General features: G+C 72.3%; 13 protein-coding genes and 3 tRNA genes. 6 read left to right on the top strand and 10 right to left on the bottom strand.

Annotation, left to right across the window (positions count from 1 at the left end):
- The first annotated feature begins 150 nt into the window (after positions 1-150).
- Both CYJ76_RS11075 and CYJ76_RS11070 read left to right on the top strand, forming a co-directional pair.
- Positions 151-621 (top strand): VTT domain-containing protein, encoded by a 471-nt coding sequence (locus tag CYJ76_RS11075; protein WP_101850112.1) that lies wholly within the window; start codon positions 151-153, stop codon positions 619-621.
- A gap of 92 nt (positions 622-713) precedes the next feature.
- Positions 714-786 (top strand) — tRNA-Arg (locus CYJ76_RS11070).
- Between the two features lie 177 nt (positions 787-963).
- On the opposite strand, the gene CYJ76_RS11065 is transcribed toward CYJ76_RS11070, so the two are convergent.
- A tRNA-Ser gene (locus tag CYJ76_RS11065) sits at positions 964-1,055 on the bottom strand.
- A 192-nt stretch (positions 1,056-1,247) separates the two neighbouring features.
- Between CYJ76_RS11065 and CYJ76_RS11060 the strand changes: the two genes are divergently transcribed.
- Entirely contained in the window at positions 1,248-2,729 is a 1,482-nt protein-coding gene (locus CYJ76_RS11060; RefSeq protein WP_101850111.1) for an LCP family protein, read from the top strand.
- Between the two features lie 118 nt (positions 2,730-2,847).
- Here CYJ76_RS11060 and CYJ76_RS11055 read toward each other — a convergent pair whose 3' ends face one another.
- Together CYJ76_RS11055 and CYJ76_RS11050 are read right to left on the bottom strand one after the other, a co-directional pair.
- Complete coding sequence (locus CYJ76_RS11055; protein WP_070705563.1) at positions 2,848-3,051, bottom strand: cold-shock protein; 204 nt, start codon at positions 3,049-3,051, stop codon at positions 2,848-2,850.
- A gap of 240 nt (positions 3,052-3,291) precedes the next feature.
- Positions 3,292-3,378 (bottom strand) — tRNA-Ser (locus tag CYJ76_RS11050).
- Between the two features lie 221 nt (positions 3,379-3,599).
- Between CYJ76_RS11050 and CYJ76_RS11045 the strand changes: the two genes are divergently transcribed.
- Both CYJ76_RS11045 and CYJ76_RS11040 read left to right on the top strand, forming a co-directional pair.
- Positions 3,600-3,875: an HU family DNA-binding protein gene (locus tag CYJ76_RS11045; RefSeq protein WP_070705564.1), complete on the top strand. Its 276-nt coding sequence runs from the start codon at positions 3,600-3,602 to the stop codon at positions 3,873-3,875.
- Positions 3,876-3,966: 91 nt separating this feature from the next.
- Entirely contained in the window at positions 3,967-4,371 is a 405-nt protein-coding gene (locus CYJ76_RS11040) for a hypothetical protein (RefSeq protein ID WP_070705565.1), read from the top strand.
- Between the two features lie 138 nt (positions 4,372-4,509).
- On the opposite strand, the gene epsC is transcribed toward CYJ76_RS11040, so the two are convergent.
- On the bottom strand, positions 4,510-5,091 hold the full coding sequence (epsC, locus tag CYJ76_RS11035) for a serine O-acetyltransferase EpsC (RefSeq protein WP_331250400.1): 582 nt from the start codon (positions 5,089-5,091) through the stop codon (positions 4,510-4,512).
- Positions 5,092-5,093: 2 nt separating this feature from the next.
- The gene (gene cysK, locus CYJ76_RS11030) at positions 5,094-6,023 is read right to left on the bottom strand and encodes a cysteine synthase A (RefSeq protein WP_070705567.1); all 930 of its coding nucleotides are present in this window, start codon (positions 6,021-6,023) and stop codon (positions 5,094-5,096) included.
- 102 nt (positions 6,024-6,125) lie between these two features.
- Here cysK and CYJ76_RS11025 point away from each other — a divergent pair, with 102 nt between their 5' ends.
- Positions 6,126-10,031 carry a heterodisulfide reductase-related iron-sulfur binding cluster gene (locus tag CYJ76_RS11025; protein WP_202820484.1) on the top strand — a complete coding sequence of 1,302 codons (3,906 nt, stop codon included), beginning with the start codon at positions 6,126-6,128 and terminating at the stop codon, positions 10,029-10,031.
- A gap of 115 nt (positions 10,032-10,146) precedes the next feature.
- On the opposite strand, the gene CYJ76_RS11020 is transcribed toward CYJ76_RS11025, so the two are convergent.
- From CYJ76_RS11020 to CYJ76_RS11000, 5 genes are all read right to left on the bottom strand, one after another.
- Positions 10,147-11,547, bottom strand: a complete 1,401-nt coding sequence (locus tag CYJ76_RS11020; protein WP_238138232.1) for an HNH endonuclease signature motif containing protein — start codon at positions 11,545-11,547, stop codon at positions 10,147-10,149.
- A gap of 259 nt (positions 11,548-11,806) precedes the next feature.
- Complete coding sequence (locus CYJ76_RS11015) at positions 11,807-12,712, bottom strand: ABC transporter substrate-binding protein (RefSeq protein WP_101850113.1); 906 nt, start codon at positions 12,710-12,712, stop codon at positions 11,807-11,809.
- Complete coding sequence (locus tag CYJ76_RS11010; RefSeq protein WP_101850109.1) at positions 12,712-13,404, bottom strand: ABC transporter permease; 693 nt, start codon at positions 13,402-13,404, stop codon at positions 12,712-12,714. The genes CYJ76_RS11015 and CYJ76_RS11010 overlap by 1 nt, the downstream gene beginning before the upstream one ends.
- Positions 13,401-14,045, bottom strand: a complete 645-nt coding sequence (locus tag CYJ76_RS11005; RefSeq protein ID WP_101850108.1) for an ABC transporter permease — start codon at positions 14,043-14,045, stop codon at positions 13,401-13,403. The genes CYJ76_RS11010 and CYJ76_RS11005 overlap by 4 nt, the downstream gene beginning before the upstream one ends.
- Positions 14,042-14,569, bottom strand: coding sequence for a CBS domain-containing protein (locus CYJ76_RS11000; protein WP_180802291.1), 528 nt, complete (start codon positions 14,567-14,569; stop codon positions 14,042-14,044). Before CYJ76_RS11000 ends, CYJ76_RS11005 begins: the two co-directional genes overlap by 4 nt.
- Positions 14,570-14,657 lie beyond the last annotated feature (88 nt).

Below are 14,657 nucleotides of genomic sequence, written 5' to 3'. Positions count from 1 at the left end.
CTTCTACAATCACCACCGGGTCCACTCCGCGATCGGAGCCCCGCCAGTCAGCCGCCTCAACAACCTGGCTGGACATCACAGCTAGCCAGCGCGGGCCCCGGGTCCCGCATCCTGACGGGCCGTTGTGACGGTCCTGACAGACTGCGGGCCATGTGGTGGCTGCTGCTCGGGACCCTGGGCTTCGGGGCGCTCTCGGCGCTCGTCCCGGGCGTCCCCATCGAGCTGTGGCTGGGCGGGGTGGGAGCCCTCACCGACCGGGTGGGCGTGTGGACCGTCGCCTTCGCCGCCGCGCTCGGACACGCCCTCGGCAAGGTGCCCTGGTACGCCCTGGGGCGGTGGAGCGTCGGGTGGCCGTGGATGCGCCGCCAGCTGGAGAAGCCCGCCGTCGGGGAGCGCTACGACCGGCTCGTGGACTGGATGCAGCGCCACCCGGGCTGGGGGCAGGCCACGATGTTCCTCTCCAGCCTCGTGGGGGTGCCCCCCTTGGCGGTGTTCGTGGTGGTGGCCGGGCAGCTGCGCATGTCCCTCGTGGCCTGCGTGGTCTCGATGACGGTGGGCCGCACACTGCGCTTCGCCGCCCTCCTGGGCGCCTTCACCTGGGCCCTCGACCTCGTGCGATGAGGCCCCGCAGGTCGCCGATTGGCATCGGCGCCGGATGTGCCCTATAGTTTCTCCTCGTCCCGATGAGCCACTCCGGTGGATCACCGAGATGGGCGCCTGTAGCTCAACGGATAGAGCATCTGACTACGGATCAGAAGGTTTGGGGTTCGAATCCCTACAGGCGCGCACTGTGTTGAGACAGTCCTCGAAGGCCCCGGCCGCGGAAACGCGGTCGGGGCCTTCGACGTGCAGGCCCTGGCCGACGGACGACCGGCCGCAGCACCCGAGGGCCCCGCTCCCCTGGCAGCCCCACCACACGCCGAGAGCCCGGAACCTCAACGGTTCCGGGCTCTCGCGAGTCGGCGGAGACGGAGGGATTTGAACCCTCGATGGAGCTATAAACCCCAAACCCGCTTAGCAGGCGGGCGCCATAGACCAGACTAGGCGACGTCTCCTCGCATCAGGATGCGAGGAGTCAGGGTACCTGCTCCCCCGGCAGGACCGAAATCAGGTCGGCGCGCCCCACTGCGGCGGCCCCTGCAGGCACGCTCCCGGCAGTACGCTATGGGGCACCCGCCGGGGGTGCGGCCGGTGCTGATCGTCCGTGGATCCCCCCGGCACGGACGCGCCACCACCAGAGGAGCAGCGTGAGCACTTCTGCCGACCACGAGCCGCCCGCGGGCGGCTCGTCCCGTACCGGTTGGGTCCCGTCCCGGACCCGCCGGCCTCCGTCCCTCCGCCGCTCGCTGGGCCTCACGGCGCTCTCCGGCGTGGTCCCGGGCCTCGGCCTGGTGTTCACACCGGCCTGGCGCCTGGGCGCCCTCGCCGTGGGCCTCTGCCTCCTGCTGCTCCTGGGGCTGGTGGTCAAGCTCGTGAGCGGCGGCCTCGTGGGCACGGCCCTCGACGCGGCCACCTCCGGCACCCAGCTGCTGCTGCTCGCCGGCGGCGTGCTCCTGGCCGCCCTGGCCTGGATCGTCCTCATCGCGATCACTGCGCGCGTCACGCGCCCCCGCGGCCTGGACACCCGCGGCTCCCTTGCGCTCACCGGCGTGGCCCTGCTCATGAGCGGCCTCGTCCTGGCGCCGGCCGTCCAGACCCTCAACCTCGTGGCAGCGCACCGCCAGGCCGTGAGCACCGTCTTCGCCGGCGGCAGCGCACCGGCCTCCGGGGGTCCGGCCGTGCACGAGGACGACCCGTGGAAGGACTTCGACCGGGTCAACCTGCTGCTCCTGGGCTCCGACGCCGCCGAGAACCGCATGGGCGTGCGCCCCGACGCCCTCATGGTCATGAGCATCGACCCCCGCACCGGCGACTCGGTGCTGATCGGCGTCCCCCGCAACCTGCAGAAGGCCCCCGTGCCGGCCGGCAACCCACTGCACCAGCTGTGGCCGTCCGGCTACGACTGCGGCAACACCTGCCTCATCAACGCGCTGTGGTCCGAGGCCGCCAACCATGGCGAGCTGTTCGGCGACAACGCCAACCCCGGCTCCGACACCACGCGCGACTCCGTGGAGGCCGTGGTGGGACTGGACATCCAGCACGTGGTGACCGTGGACCTGCAGGGCTTCCAGCAGCTGGTGGACGCAATGGGCGGCGTCGACATCACCGTGGGCGAGCGCATCCCCATCGGCGGCAAGGTGAAGAACGGGGAGATCGTCCCCGGCTCCATCACGGGCTGGATCGAGCCCGGCCAGCAGCACATGGACGGTTACACCGCCCTGTGGTTCTCCCGCTCGCGCGCCACCACCTCGGACTACGACCGCATGAGCCGCCAGCGCTGCATGGTGGGCGCCCTGGTGGACCAGTCCAACCCGCTGGACATGGTGCGCCGGTACCCGGCCATCGCCGGCGCGCTGGAGCAGAACGTGTGGACCGACATCCCGCAGGAGGACCTGCCCGCCTGGGCCCAGCTGACGATGCGCATGAAGGACGGCCGCATGCGCAGCCTGCCGCTCACCAACGAGCGCATCGACACCTCCGACCCGGACTTCGACGCCATCCACACGATGGTGCAGCGGGCCATCCACCCGCCCAAGCCGACCGGCAAGCCCAAGCCCAAGCCGTCGACGCAGGAGCCGACCCCCGAGCCGTCGCCGAGCGACGCCGAGGACCTGGCCTCCACCTGCTGAGGCGGCCGCCCGGCCCGGGCCACGGGCCGGGCACGGCACAGGGCCCCACCTCCGAGGAGGTGGGGCCCTGTGCGCGAGGTGCTGTCGTCAGCGGCCAGCCGCGACGATCAGCGGGAAATCACTGGGGGACGACGTTCTCCGCCTGCTGGCCCTTGGGGCCCTGGGTGATCTCGAACTCCACGCGCTGGTTCTCGTCCAGCGAGCGGTAACCGTTGGTCTGGATGGCGGAGAAGTGGACGAAGACGTCGTCGCCGCCGCCGTCCTGCTGGATGAAGCCGAAGCCCTTCTCAGCGTTGAACCACTTGACGGTGCCCTGTGCCATGGGGATTCCTTTTCTTTGGATTGGCGATGACCGGCGGAAGGCGCCGATCACGAGTTGCTGCCAGAACCCCCGGCGGGCGGAGCCTGCCGTAGATCAACCAGATGTGCGTCCGTGGAGCGGACGATGTTCCTTCGACGTGCGAGGTACTGCGTCGTGCAACCTGATTCCACGGTACCACCGACAGGCCCTCCTGCCACCGGGCTGGGCGGCGCAGAGACACAGGTCACGCGGCGTCCGGAGCGGAGGGCGTGGGATTCGAACCCACGATGGCGTTGCCGCCATAGCGGTTTTCAAGACCGCCGCACTAGGCCACTATGCGAGCCCTCCCGTCCCCGGGCGGCAGGGCCGCGCACGGGGGTGGCCCACCCTACGCGGACCCCTCTCGCGCCCTCCGATTCGGCACGGTTGCAGGGCTGGCCACTTGCGTTGAGGCTGTCATGGGACATGATGGAGCCAGTGCCGGCACGAGTCGGCCTCCATCCGGAGGGGTCACGTCGGCCGTCCGACACCCCCCTCGACGCATGCAAGTGCACGAACAAGGAGTTCCCATGAACCGCACCGAGCTCGCCAGCGCGATCGCCCAGCAGGCCGACGTGTCCGCCAAGGACGCCGCCGCGGTCCTGTCCGCCATGGGCGATGTCATCTGCGAGACCGTCGGCAAGGGCGAGAAGGTCTCCCTCCCGGGTCTCATGACCATCGAGCGCGTCGAGCGCTCCGCTCGCACCGGCCGCAACCCGCGCACCGGCGAGACCATGGAGATCCCGGCCTCCTTCGGCGCCAAGCTGTCCGCCGGCTCCGCCCTGAAGGCCGCTGCCAAGGGCTGACCGCCGCGGTTCCCGGGCCCGCCGGGAACCACCCGGGCGCCCCGCCCAGCTCAAGACCGTAAGAACCCGAACACCACTGAGAGGTAGAACCATGAAGAACAAGCTCCTCCTGCTCGTCGGTACCGGCATCGGTTACGTGCTCGGCGCCCGCGCCGGCCGTGAGAAGTACGACTCCCTCGTGGAGCAGGCCCAGACGCTGTGGGGCGACCCGCGCGTCCAGGACGCCGTGAGCACCGCCAAGACCTCCACCGGGTCCGCCTTCTCCCAGGCCCAGGACCAGGTGAAGGACAAGGTGGCCGAGGTCAAGGAGAAGAACTCCGACTCGACCACCACCGGCACCGCCACCACCGGCACCTCGTCCTTCTCGCAGACGACCAACACCACCGGTCGTCCGGCCACCACCACCGGCACCACGGGCACCACCCCGACCCGCGGCGCCACCTCCGGCTTCCAGCCGACCACCAACACCTCGTCCTTCGGCGACACGAAGCACTGAGGTCGCACCACCCCGGTGGTGACGCGGCAGCCGCCGCGCGCAGCAGAGGCCCCCTCCCGGTTCGTCCGGGAGGGGGCCTCTCGCGTGCGCAGCGGGCACGGTCACGCGGTCAGGTGACGGGCCGGGGCGTCCTGCGCGTCAGATGACCCACTGGTCGGCGGCCTGGTCGCGCGTGAGGGGTGGCAGCCGGTAGGTGGAGTCCAGCGGCGCGGCAGGGATGCCGCCCACCACCTGGCCGGCCGGCACGGGCTTGAGCACCACGGCGCCCGCGCCCACGGCGGCGCCACCGGCCACCTCGATGTCACCGAGCACGGTGGACCCGGCGCCGAGCAGCACGCCGTCCCCGACGGTGGGGTGGCGCTTGACCGCGTCGCCGGAGGTGCCCCCGAGCGTGACGCCGTGGTACATCATCACGTCGTCGCCGACCACGGCCGTCTCGCCGACCACCACACCCATGCCGTGGTCGATGACGAGACGGCGGCCGATGGTGGCACCCGGGTGGATCTCCACCCCGGTGACGGCCCGGGACACCGTGCCCAGCACGCGGGCGGGCAGGCGACCGCCCGGACGCTGCCACAGGGCATGGGCCACGCGGTGCGCGGCGATGGCGTGCAGGCCCGGGCTGGTCAGGAGCGCCTCCAGACGCGAGGAGGTGGCTGGGTCGCGTGCGACCACGGCGTCGGCGTCCTCGGCGACCTGGCGGATCAGGCGGCGCAGCACGGTCAGTCCGTCAGGCCCTCGAAGAGGACGGTGGAGAGGTAGCGCTCACCGAAGTCCGGCACGACCACCACGATGGTCTTGCCGGCGAACTCGGGGCGCTTGGCGAGCTCGAGGGCGGCGTGCACGTTGGCACCGGCGGAGATGCCCGCGAGGATGCCCTCCTTGGCCGCGAGATCGCGGGCGACGCGCAGCGCGTCCTCGAGCTGGGCGTCGAAGACCTCGTCGTAGACCTCGGTGTCCAGCACCTCGGGCACGAAGTTGGCGCCCAGGCCCTGGATCTTGTGGGGGCCGGCCTGGCCACCGGTCAAGATGGGCGAGTCAGCGGGCTCCACGGCCATGACGAAGACGTCGTCCTTGCGCTCCTTGAGCACCTGGCCCACCCCGGTGACGGTGCCGCCGGTGCCCACGCCGGCCACGAAGGCGTCGACCCGGCCCTCGGTGTCGGCCCAGATCTCCTCGGCCGTGGTCTCGCGGTGCGCGCGCACGTTGGCCGGGTTGGCGAACTGGCGGGCCAGCACGCCACCGCGCTCGGCGGCGATCTCCTCGGCCTTTGCCACCGCACCCTTCATGCCGTCGGGGCCGGGGGTGAGCACGAGCTCGGCGCCGTAGGCGCGCAGCACGCCGCGGCGCTCGGCGCTCATGGTCTCCGGCATGGCCAGCACCATCTTGTAGCCGCGGGCGGCGGCCACCATGGCCAGGCCGATGCCGGTGTTGCCACTGGTGCCCTCGACGATGGTGCCGCCGGGCTGCAGCTGGCCGGACTCCTCGGCGGCCTCGATGATCGCCTTGGCGATGCGGTCCTTGACCGAGGACGCGGGGTTCGCCGACTCCAGCTTGGCCAAGACGGTCGCACCCACCCCCTCGGTGACACGGTTGAGGCGCACGAGGGGCGTGCCGCCGATGGTCGAGGTGACGTCCTGGTGAATGGTCATGTTTCTGTGAACATCACACCGGCTTACATCCTTCCGGATGCGCGGACGCAGTGAGGCACACCACACCAAGCCGGCTCGGGGGCCTGTTCGTAGACTCGCGCCATGCCTCCCCTGCAGCTCCTCGCGATCGTCCTCGGACTGGCCGTCACGGCCGTCGGCGTGGCCCTCCTGGTGCGCGCCGTCATGCGCATCGTGGCCGTCGTCCGGCAGGGCCGAGCGGCCGTCGGACGCTTCGACGACCCGGCCCAGCGCACCAAGACCATGCTCTACGAGGTCTTCGCCCACCCGCGGATGCTCCGCAAGAAGTGGGTCGCCGTGGCGCACTGGTTCACGATGATCAGCTTCGGGATGCTGTTCCTGACCTTGGTGAACGCCTACGGGCAGCTCTTCGACGCGCGGTTCGCCCTGCCCCTCATCGGGCACTTCCCGCCGTTCGAGTGGCTCACCGAGTTCTTCGCGTGGACCGGCCTGTTCGGCATCGTCTACCTGATCTGGCTGCGCCAGCGGACCAAGCCGTCCGTGGCCGCGCGCGAGAAGGGCAACGAGCGCCGCAGCCGCTTCTGGGGCTCGACCTTCTGGCAGGCGTACTGCGTGGAGTTCACCATCCTCGCGGTGGTGCTGTGCATCCTCGCCCTGCGCGCCCTGGAGTTCGCGCTCGGCAGGGTCGACGGGGAGCACCACGCCAGCGCCCTGCACTTCCCGCTCACCGCGTGGATGGGGCAGGCCCTCACCGGCCTCTCGGCCGCCACGCTGGCCGGGGCGATCATCGCCGTCGCGTTGCTGAAGATCCTCGTCTCGATGGCGTGGATGATCACCATCGGCCTGCAGCCCACCATGGGTGTGGCCTGGCACCGTTTCCTGGCCTTCTTCAACATCTGGTTCAAGCGCCACGCCGACGGCCGCACGTCGTTGGGCGAGCTGCAGCCGATGATGGTCAAGGGCAAGCCGCTCACGGACATGGAGCAGCTGGAGGAGCTCTACGCCGACGAGGAGGAGGACGGCACCGAGGGCGCCGCCGAGCCGAGCCTGGGCGTGGGCCGCATCGAGGACTTCACGTGGAAGGGCCTGCTGGACTTCACCACGTGCACCGAGTGCGGCCGCTGCCAGGAGCAGTGCCCTGCGTGGAACACCGACAAGCCGCTGAGCCCCAAGATGCTGGTGATGAACCTGCGCGACGCCGCGTACGCGCAGGCGCCGTGGCAGACCGCCACCCAGCCGGCCGGCACGGGCGAGGGGGCCGACGGCTCCGGCGCCACCCCGATGACGGGCACGCCGGAGGACTTCGACATCCGCCAGCTCGTCGGCCCCACCGAGGGCGACCCGACGCGCCCGACCGGCGGCGCCGTCATCGACCCCGACGTGCTGTGGAGCTGCACCAGCTGCGGTGCCTGCGTGGAGCAGTGCCCGGTGGACATCGAGCACGTGGACGCCATCGTGGACATGCGCCGCAACCAGGTGCTCATCGAGTCGGCCTTCCCGAGCGAGCTGGGCGGGCTGTTCAAGAACCTGGAGAGCAAGCAGAACCCCTGGGGCATGGCCAACTCCACCCGCATGGACTGGGCCAAGGACCTGGACTTCGAGGTCAAGCAGGTGGGGGCGGACGTGGAGTCCCTCTCCGAGGTGGAGTACCTGTTCTGGGTGGGCTGCGCCGGCGCCTTCGAGGACCGCGCCAAGAAGACCACCCAGGCCGTGGCCGAGCTGCTGAACATCGCCGGCGTGGACTTCGCCGTGCTGGGTGACGGCGAGGCGTGCACCGGTGACTCCGCCCGCCGCGCGGGCAACGAGGTGCTCTACCAGATGCTGGCGCAGCAGAACGTGGAGATGCTCAACGAGGTGGGCGCCACCAAGATCGTGGTCACCTGTGCGCACTGCTTCAACACGATCAAGAACGAGTACCCGCAGAACGGCGGGAAGTACGAGGTGGTGCACCACACCCAGCTGCTCAACCGCCTGGTGCGCGAGAAGCGCCTGCAGCCGGTGGCCGCCTCCGAGGTGGCCGAGCCGTCCAAGGTGGCCTCGAGCGCGCCGTCGGTGACCTACCACGACCCCTGCTACCTGGGGCGTCACAACCAGGTGTACGAGGCGCCGCGCGAGCTCATCGCGACGCTGCCGGGCGTGGAGTACCGCGAGATGGAGCGTTCGAAGGAGAAGTCCTTCTGCTGTGGCGCCGGCGGTGCTCGCATGTGGATGGAGGAGAAGCTCGGGTCGCGCATCAACGTGAACCGCACGGAGGAGGCCATCGCCACCGGTGCCGAGCGCATCGCCATCGGCTGCCCGTTCTGCCGCGTGATGATGTCCGACGGCCTGACCGCCGCCCAGGAGGAGGGCCGCGGCAAGGACGTCGAGGTCGTGGACGTGGCGCAGATGCTGCTTGCGGGCGTGCGCCGTGGGCAGGCTGCCGACGGTGGCGCCGTCGCCACCCCGGGCGAGACGCGTGAGGGCACCGCGGACGAGGACGTGGCGGCCGCCGCGACCCAGCGCATCACCCTGCCGGGCGACCTCTCGGGCCCGGGACAGGCCGGCGCTGCGGCTGCCGGCGCTGCCGCGGCGGCTGGCGAGGGCGCCGCCACGTCCGATGAGGCCCGCACCTCTGACGGTGACGACACCGAGGGGCCCACCGGCACCCGCGTGGACGAGGAGGACGCCGTTCCCGAGGCCGAGGCCACGGTGGACCAGGACGGCGCCACGGGCCCGACGACCGAGCAGTCGGAGGCCGGCCAGGTGGATGCGGGCGGCACAGGCGCCGCCGTCGCCGCCGGCGCAGGTGTGGCTCCGGCCGCGTTCGCGGGCCAGCGCATCGGGGCCGGTGCGGCGCTGCGGCTCGGCTGGGCCGGTGGCGACGCCCCGGCGGTCGGGACCGCTGCCCCGGCGGCACCCGCCCAGGGCGCCGACGAGGCCGCGCAGGCCCCGGTGGCGGACGAGGCCCCGTCCGAGCAGCCCGCCCCGGCGGCGGACGGCGGCGCCCCCGCCGAGACCGCCCCGGCCGCTCCGGCGACGAGCACCCCGGCCACCGGTGGCTCGGCCAGCGGTGTGGCTCCGGCCGCGTTCGCGGGCCAGCGCATCGGGGCCGATGCGGCGCTGCGCCTCGGCTGGGCCGGCACCGGCGCAGAGGGCACCACCCCCGTGGCAGGCCGGGCCCAGACGCCGGAGGACGCTCAGGCCGCTCCGGTGGAGACCGGCGCGAAGGCCGGCACCGAGGCCACGCAGGCGGCAGCTCCGGCCACCCCGGCCGAGGGCACCGTCCAGGAGTCCGCTCCGGCGGGCGAGGGCACGACCACGGCTCCGGCCGAGACGGCCCAGCAGCGCCCGCAGACTGCCGCGCCCGCGGCGGGTTTCCCCGCCGGGTCGGGTACGGCCCCGGCCGCATTCACCGGTCAGCGCATCGGTGGCGATGCCGCGCTGCGCATGGGGTGGGCCGCTCCGGGGTCCCCCGCCACGACGGGTGGGACCGCTGCCTCCGAGCAGCCGGCCGCCGCCGGGACCGCGGGCACCGAGCCCACGCCGGCCCGTGAGGAACAGCCGGTGGTGGACACCGATGCGGCTTCCGCGGCCACTCCCGCCACGGAGACCCCGGAGCGCCCGCAGGGTGGTCAGCCGGCCACCGCGCCGGGAGCGCACGCGGGTTCCCGCATCGGGTCGGAGTCGACCACCCGGTTCGGCTGGGCTGAGGGACGCACCGCCGAGGGCGGGGCGGGCGAGGCCACGGTCAGCTCGACCGGCGTGATGGGTGGTTCCGCCGTCGACGACGCGGCCGCCGCCCAGACGCCGGACTCGGCCGAGGACCGCGAGCCGCAGGAGGTCGTCGAGACCCCGGCGGCCCAGCCCGCCGCGGAGGAGGCCCCGGTGCCCGAGGAGCAGGCCACCCCGGTGGCCGACTCCTCGCAGCCCGTCTCGGAGCCCAGCCCCACCGCCGACCGCGGCCCGGTGGCCGTCCCGAACGTGGGCGAGCGGGCTCCCCGCATCGGGTCCGGCTCGCCGGCGCTGCGGCTGGGTGCCTGGAAGGGCTGAGCCCGGACGTCCCCTCCGGGAGCCCGGTACAGGCGCAGCCTGGGCCGGGCTCCCGGCGTTCCGGGGGCCGCCCCGGCCCTCCGGGCGCGCAACGGCCGGAGCGCCCTCTCGCAGGTCACGACACACCGGGCGCCACCCGCCTGCTCCAGGGTTCACCGGAGCGACGCCAGGTGAACTCCACCGTGGCGCGCCCCGCCGTCGTGCGGGTGATCACATGGCTGAGCCGTGGGTCGTCGAGTTGCCGGTGGTGCTGCCCACACAGCGGGATGGCGTTCCCGAGATCGGTCCGCCCACGTCCGGGATGGACCTCCCGGCCGTCAGGCCCGCGGACCGGTCTCCACGGATCCGCATGGTGGATCTCGCACCAGCTGAACGGGCGATCGCAGTCCTGCGCGGCACAGTGGGAGTAGACCGCAGCCAGGGCCGTGCGCTGGCTCTCGGTGAACAGCCGACGCTGATGGCCCAGGTCCACCGGGACGGATGCACCACCCAGCACGACCGGGACGATGCCGGCCCCGCTGGCGAGTCGGCGAACCTGCCCGGCCGACAGCACCGCCCCGGTGTCGGTGACACCCGCTCGGTCGCTCTCCCCGCGCAGGGTCTCCAGGTCCGTGCGCACGAGCAGGACCGCGTTGACCTTTCCGCCCAGCCCATCTGCCGGCAGGTGATCCAGCAGCTCAGCGAAAGCCCGCCCCCGCTGCTGGTTCCACCACGCACGGTCGTACCGGGCGTCACCGGTGGCGGAGGGCCGCTCCGCCGCAGCACCGTCGACGGCTCCCTGCCCCGGCGGCGTACGCCGCCGCGGGGCGGTCAGCGCGTCGAGCACCTTCCTCAACATGTGGGCCTGCAGGTCCGGCAGCCTGAAGTGGCCGTCCCAGGTGCCGTCGCCGTTGTCGCGCATCCAGAGGCTCGCGTTCTCCCACGCCGCCTGCTCCTCGCTGCGGACCTGCTCGTTCTCGTGGGCGTCGACCTCCGGCTCGTCGACTCCGACCTCTGCGAGGACGCGCCGTGCGCGCCGTCGCAGGGCGCTCGGACCGAGACGTCCCGCCCACTCGACGAGAACCTCCTCCGCCCGCTGGCGCTGGTGCTCCGTCAGGTGCTCGGGCAGCCCCTCGAGGGTGGAGACGACCACCATCGCCTGCCGCTCGCCCACCTGTCCGGCATCACAGGCGGCGGCGAGCCGCGGGAACCGAGGCGCTGTCGGGGGCTCTCCCCGGCCCTGCCCGCGGGGTCCCTCCGGCCCCGGCACACCATTGCCCAAGACTGCCGCCAGGTCTCGGTCACGACGGGCGTCCGCGGCATCCATCCGTCCCGCCCCGGCTGCCAGCTGGGCGTCGTCGAGGTGGTGCAACCGCCCCTCCTCCCGCGCCCTGCCCACCACCGCGAGCACCCGGGACCGCACGCGGGCCACACGATGGCTCAGCACTGCCGCGAGGTCCACCAGGGCCGTGGCCTCGTCGCGGGTCCACACGAGATCACCAAAGTCCGCCTGCTCCAGGGCAGCGAGCGTCGCCATGACCCGGTCGACCGACGCACCCGCGCCCGCGAAGGCGCCGGCCACGACATCGACCGGCCCTACTGGGGCAGACGTCACCCCACCCTCAGCGGTCACGAGACGACTGGTCACGGCACCCCCCGAACTCCCCGACCGGACCCCCTGTCCAGCCACTGCGCCCATACTAGTACATAGGCACCATCAGTGCAACACCTGTATCATCCTCGGGGTGCCCGCCCCTCCGTGGGTGAGGCACTGGGCCGCCACCTCAGGGTCCGGTTCACAACTCCTCCTCCACCCACCGGTCGGCGACCTCCTCGGGTGAGTCACCATCCAGCACGGCAGCATTCATGGCAGCCAGGTCGTCCACGGTGAGTGCCGCCGACACCGCATCCAGTGCCTTGCGCACCTTCGGCGTGGCCGCACGCTCGGACACCACCGGCACCACGTTCTGCGCGCTGAACAGACCCTTGTCGTCCTCGAGCACCACGAAGTCGTTGGCCGGGATGGCGGGATCCGTGGTGAAGATGTTGGCCGCGTCGAGCTGCCCGTACTTGAGCGCCAGCGCCGTGACGTTGCCACCGGCGTTCATGGCGCGGAACGTCTGGAAGTGCAGCCCGTAGGTCTTCGCGAGCCCGGGCACGCCCTGCGGCCTCTTCTGCCACTCCGGCGGGCCGCCGAGGGTCATCTGCCCGGCCAGCGGTTCGAGGTCGGAGATCTTCTCCAGGTGGTGCTCCTGCGCGGTCTCGCGCGTCACCACCACGTTGTCGGAGTTGGCCGCCTGCGAGTACTCCAACGCGACCACGCCCTTCGGCAGGTTCTTCTGCAGCGAGGCGTAGACCTCCTCGGGCTCGGTGGCGGTCAGCTCCTCGTCCAGGTAGGCCGCCAGCGTGCCGGTGTACTCGGGCACCAGGTCGATCGACCCGTCCTGCAGCGCCGGCAAGTAGGTCTCCCGGCTGCCGATCTCGAGCTTCTTCTGCACCGGCACCCCGGCGTCCTCGAGGGCCTGGGCGTACACCTCGGCCAGGATCGTGGACTCGGTGAAGTTGGCACTGCCCACGGTCACGGTGCCGCCACCGGCGTCGCCCCCCTCCTGCACGGCGGGGTCCTTCGTGGGATCGCCGCCGCAGGCCGTCAGGGCCAGGGCTCCGGCCAGCACGGTGGCCATCGCACTGATGCGTCGCATCACGAGACCTCCCTCTCCCGCAGGCCGGGGCTCACCACGAGCCGCTCGAGCAGGGTGAACAGCAGCTCCATGACGAGCGCCAGCCCGGCCACCAGGATGGCGCCGCCGGCCATCATCACGTAGTCGCGGAAGGCCAGCCCGTCGATGAGGAAGCGCCCCAACCCGCCCAGCGACACGTAGGCCGCGATGGTGGCGGTGGCGATGATCTGCAGCAGCCCGGAGCGCAGCCCGGAGAGGATGAGCGGCATCGCCACCGGGATCTCCACCTGGCGCAGCACCTGCCAGCTGGTCATGCCCATGCCCTTGGCGGCGTCGCGCGCGGCCGGGTCCACCTCGGCGATGCCGGAGTACACCCCCGACAGCACCGGCGGCACGGCGAGCACGGCCAGCACCACGAGGCTGGGCAGCACGAAGGCGAGGTCGCCCGGCAGCCACCGCGCGAGCAGCAGCCAGCCGAGCAGCAGCAGGCCCAGCGACGGGATGGCACGCAGCGCCGAGGCGGCGTTCACCACGGCCACCGAGCCCTTGCCCGTGTGTCCGATCCACAGCCCCAGCGGAACGGCCACCACGCACGCCATCGCCAGCGCGGCGAAGGAGTACGCCAGGTGGCGCACCACCTGCATGCCGATGCCGTCCGGGCCCTGCCAGTTCAGCGGGTCGGTGAGCCACGCCCAGATGTCGGTGAGGATCATGCCCGCACCTCCCGCTCCCACGGGGTGAGCCACCGGCGCACCAGCACGATCACCGCATCGAAGAGCAGCGCCAGCAGGATGCAAGCGCCCATCCCGACGGCGATCATGCCCATGTCGTCACGGTTGAAGCCGCGCGTGAAGAGCGACCCCAGCTGCGGGATGCCCACCAGCGCAGCGACACTCACCATGCTCACGTTGCTCACCGCGGCCACGCGCAGCCCGGCGGCGATGACGGGGACGGCCAGCGGCAGCTCCACACCCACCAGCCGGCGCCAGCGCCCCAGCCCCATGGCGGTGGCCGCCTGCCGCACGTGCTCGGGCACCGAGCCCAGTCCGTCGGCCACGCTCCGCACCAGCAGCGCCACCGTGTAGAGCGTCATGGCGATCAGCACGTTGAGTGGATCGAGGATCTGCGTGCCGATGAGGCCCGGCAGCAGGATGAACAGGGCGAGCGAGGGCAGCGTGTAGAGCAGCGCGCTGCCGGAGACCAGCAGCGTGTGCAGCCGTGGCACCCGCGCTGCGGCCCACCCCAGCGGCAGCGCGAGCGCCAGGCCGATGACCAGCGGCGCCCCGGCCAGCCAGGCGTGGGCCACCGTGAGCTGCCACAGCTCGCCCCACTGCACGTTCCCGATCTCGCTCACGACGTGCTCCCGGGCGAGGACGCGTCACCAGGGCTGCCCGCGTCACCGCCGGTCTCCACGGGGCGCCCGGCCGGGTCCGTGCCCTCGGCGTGCTGCGAGGTAGGGTCGCTGCGGTCGGTGTCGGTGATGACGTCGAGGACGTCGTGCGGGCGCACCGTGCCCACGAGCCGGCCGTCGTCGTCCACCACCACGCCGCGTTGGCTGGGCGAGGAGAGCGCCGCGTCGAGCTTCTCGCGCAGCGACCCGCCCCGGCGGGCCAGGGTGCCGCCCAGGCGCAGCGCCTCCTGCGAGGCGACCTCACCCCCATCGGTGCGGAGCCAACCGAGCGGCTGGTGCGCGTCGTCCACGGCCAGCACCCACTCGGTGTCGCGCGGCAGCGGCTCCCCCAGCCGCACGGTGCGCTCGGTCTGCATGGGCACCGCGCCGTCGTGGAAGGCCAGCGAGCGGTACCCGCGGTCGCGCCCCACGAAGCCGGCCACGAAGTCATCGGCCGGGCGGGCCATGACACGGGCGGTGCTGTCCACCTAGGTGTGATGTCCAGCCAGGTTGTTGAGGCGGCTGACTGGCGGGGCTCCGATCGCGGAGTGGACCCGGTGGTGATTGTAGAAGTGG

The organism is Kytococcus schroeteri (assembly GCF_002847825.1).
In the GTDB taxonomy this organism is placed as follows: Bacteria; Actinomycetota; Actinomycetes; order Actinomycetales; family Dermatophilaceae; genus Kytococcus; species Kytococcus schroeteri.
The sequence above is the reverse complement of the archived record's forward strand: the minus strand, read 5'-3'. Positions and strand labels throughout refer to the sequence as shown.

Bases quoted from the DNA above. Each gene is read 5' to 3' on its own strand.
- CYJ76_RS11040 (WP_070705565.1), top strand. From the start codon at position 3,967: ATGAAGAACAAGCTCCTCCTGCTCGTCGGTACCGGCATCGGTTACGTG.
- CYJ76_RS11015 (WP_101850113.1), bottom strand. From the start codon at position 12,712: ATGCGACGCATCAGTGCGATGGCCACCGTGCTGGCCGGAGCCCTGGCC.
- CYJ76_RS11045 (WP_070705564.1), top strand. From the start codon at position 3,600: ATGAACCGCACCGAGCTCGCCAGCGCGATCGCCCAGCAGGCCGACGTG.
- cysK (WP_070705567.1), bottom strand. From the start codon at position 6,023: ATGACCATTCACCAGGACGTCACCTCGACCATCGGCGGCACGCCCCTC.
- CYJ76_RS11025 (WP_202820484.1), top strand. From the start codon at position 6,126: ATGCCTCCCCTGCAGCTCCTCGCGATCGTCCTCGGACTGGCCGTCACG.
- CYJ76_RS11010 (WP_101850109.1), bottom strand. From the start codon at position 13,404: ATGATCCTCACCGACATCTGGGCGTGGCTCACCGACCCGCTGAACTGG.
- CYJ76_RS11055 (WP_070705563.1), bottom strand. From the start codon at position 3,051: ATGGCACAGGGCACCGTCAAGTGGTTCAACGCTGAGAAGGGCTTCGGC.
- CYJ76_RS11020 (WP_238138232.1), bottom strand. From the start codon at position 11,547: ATGGCGACGCTCGCTGCCCTGGAGCAGGCGGACTTTGGTGATCTCGTG.
- CYJ76_RS11075 (WP_101850112.1), top strand. From the start codon at position 151: ATGTGGTGGCTGCTGCTCGGGACCCTGGGCTTCGGGGCGCTCTCGGCG.